At 73.1% G+C, this 2,642-nt stretch carries 2 protein-coding genes and 2 pseudogenes; 3 read left to right on the top strand and 1 reads right to left on the bottom strand.

Annotated elements, in window-relative coordinates; translation table 11 throughout:
* Positions 1–94 (top strand): annotated as a pseudogene (locus ABZ646_RS44620) (aquaporin); the annotation flags it as partial.
* Positions 95–1,509: 1,415 nt separating this feature from the next.
* On the opposite strand, the gene ABZ646_RS44615 reads toward ABZ646_RS44620, so the two are convergent.
* The gene (locus ABZ646_RS44615; protein WP_360532952.1) at positions 1,510–1,830 is read right to left on the bottom strand and encodes an acetyl-CoA synthetase; all 321 of its coding nucleotides are present in this window, start codon (positions 1,828–1,830) and stop codon (positions 1,510–1,512) included.
* Between the two features lie 328 nt (positions 1,831–2,158).
* On the opposite strand from ABZ646_RS44615, the gene ABZ646_RS44610 reads away from it, so the two are divergent.
* Together ABZ646_RS44610 and ABZ646_RS44605 are read left to right on the top strand one after the other, a co-directional pair.
* The gene (locus ABZ646_RS44610) at positions 2,159–2,365 is read left to right on the top strand and encodes a hypothetical protein (RefSeq protein WP_360532949.1); all 207 of its coding nucleotides are present in this window, start codon (positions 2,159–2,161) and stop codon (positions 2,363–2,365) included.
* Between the two features lie 133 nt (positions 2,366–2,498).
* Positions 2,499–2,642: pseudogene (locus ABZ646_RS44605) on the top strand (DUF1203 domain-containing protein); the annotation flags it as partial.

Here is a 2,642-nt window from a genome sequence, read left to right as displayed (position 1 = left end):
GGGCTTCGCCGTCCTGACGGCCGTCTACATCTCCGGACCGCTGTCCGGTGCCCACCTCAACCCGGCCGTCACGGTCGCTCTCGCGATCCCGGAGGACATGCCGGGCGTGCAGGCCTGGTACAACCAGTTCCTGGCCGTCGACCCGAGCGACCCGAAGCACGTGTACGCGGGGCTCGAGGAGGTCTACGAGACCAAGGACGGCGGCGCCACCTGGTCGACCGTCGGCCCCTACTGGAACTTCGGCTTCTCCTGCTGGTCCATCGACCCCTCCAAGCAGACCGGCGACTGCAACCAGACCACCCACTCCGACCAGCACGGCGTCGCCATCGGCCGCTACCACGGCAAGAGCTTCGTCTACGTCGGCAACGACGGCGGCGCCTACAAGCGCCCCGTCGACGGCACCCAGGACGCCTCCGGCCACGCCACCGACTGGACGTCCCTCAACGACGGCACCATCGACACCCTCCAGTACTACTCCGTCGGCATCGGCAAGGACCTGACCCACGGCGGCGTCTCCGTCACCGGCGGCCTCCAGGACAACGGCCAGTCCGTCCTGCGCAGCAACGACACGGTGATGGGCTCCAACTTCGGCGGCGACGGCGGCGACACCCTCACCGACCCGGCCAACGGCTGCAACCTGGCGCAGGAATACGTCTACCTCGCCATCCAGGTCACCCAGAACTGCGCCGTGAACGACGGCAGCTGGACCACCGACGCCGCCAAGGCCACGTCGTACAACGTCGCCCCGGCCGACAACGCCACCAGCGAGGCCCGCTTCATCGCCCCGCTCGCCGCGGACCTGAAGAACGCGTCGACGTGGATCGCCGGCGGCCGGCACATCTGGGTCCAGACCCACGGCTACGCCATCCGCAGCGGCACCGAGTGGAAGAGCGTGTACGACCTCGGCGCCGGGCGTACCGCGACCGCCGTGGCCGCCTCGGGCGGCAAGGTCTACGCGGCCTGGTGCGGCCCCTGCAACAACCAGGGCTTCGCCCGCGGCATCTCCGTCGGCAACGCGGACGGCACCGGCTGGCACGACATCACCCTGCCGGTGGACGGCACCGTACCGAACCGCTACCTCAGCGGCTTCGCCGTCGACCCGAAGAACGCCGACCACGTCTTCCTCGCCGTCAACGGCTTCTCCCGGCACTGGACGGAGGGCCCCGGCGCGGGCGTCGGCCACGTCTTCGAGTCCACCGACGGCGGCACCACCTGGAAGGACGTCTCCGCGAACCTTCCCGACGTGCCGACGAACTCGGCGATCGTCCTGCCGAACGGCGGCCTGGCCGTCGCCACCGACCTGGGCGTCGTCTACCGCGCGCCGGGCCACTCCAACTGGCAGCGCGTCGGCTCCCTCCCGGCCGTCGCCGTGCTCCAGCTCAAGCTGAGCCCCGACGGCGGCACGCTGTACGCGGCCACGCACGGCCGCGGCATCTACACCGTCAAGGTGCGCGACTGCCGCTGACACGCGTTGCGCGGTGGAGTGAGGGGTGACCCGGGCTTGCGGGGTCACCCCTCCCGCGCGTACGGGACGACGGCCACGTCGAGGGTGAACGCGACCCGTGCCGCACCCGCCACATCCGGTGCCTTCGCCTGCGCGGTGACCTCGGCACGGCCGCCCCGGGTGCCCGCGGACCGCAGCGTGGCACGGGCGGTGCCGTCCGCGTCCACCCGCCACCCCGACACCACGACGAGGGCCGGCGCGGAGCTGCGCACGCCCGTCCAGCGCCGGTCGTCCGCCCGGGGCCGCAGGACCAGGGAGACCACGGTTCCCGGCCGCACGCACAGCTGCCGCCGGACCGGCTCACCCGCGGCGACGGAAACCTCCACCCGTCCCGCGACACACCCGGTGGCCGAAGGGCTCGCCGATCGGGAGGGAGCCGCCCGCTTCGGACTCGCGGACGGTCCCGCGGAAGGACTCCCGGACGGGCCGCTCCCCGCCGTCCCGCCACTGCCCGACGTGCTGCACGCGGCCAGCACGAACACCGCGACGACCGCACCCCCGCCGGCCCACCACCGCATCCCGCGCCTCCCTGCCCCTGTCGTGTGCCCACCAGCATGCTCCGCGCCACGCCCCGAACCGGGCAAGTCCCAGAAGGCGCCCGAGTCCATGGTCCGCCGGTCGTGTCCCGAGCCGGGGACAGTCGTTCCTCAGAGCATGAAGAGGATCATCACTGCTGCCGCGCTCGCCCTCACCGGCGTGGCACTCGCCGCCCCTGCCCACGCGGACGGTTCCGCCCCCGGCCCGTCCCGCGACCTGGCCACCAAGGTCGCCGACGCGTTGCCCAAGGCCGCGGTGGCCGGTCTCGACGCGGCCGCCAAGTCCATGGCCGGCGGCCTGAGGGACACCCCCCGGGCAAAATAGGTCCGGCCGCCCGCACGACTCGGGGCACGGCCCTCCTGGCACCTGCCCCGGGTCGCACGGAGCACCACGTCAGTTTCCCGCCGGTGTCCCGGACCGCCTCGGACCAGGCTGAACGGCATGACCACCACTCACCGTGCCGCCCCCGTACCGGGACGACGAAGGCGGCGCACCACTGCGCTGCTGCCTGCGGTCCAGCGCCGAAGGGGAGCTGATCGCCCTGGTCTCGTACGCCCTGCTGCGCCGCTGGGCCGCGCGGACGGACGCCGACCCGGGTCCC

Source organism: Streptomyces sp. NPDC007162, from assembly GCF_040634175.1.
GTDB lineage: Bacteria > Actinomycetota > Actinomycetes > Streptomycetales > Streptomycetaceae > Streptomyces.
Note: the sequence above shows the minus strand (reverse complement) of the source record. Positions and strands in the feature narration are given on the sequence as shown.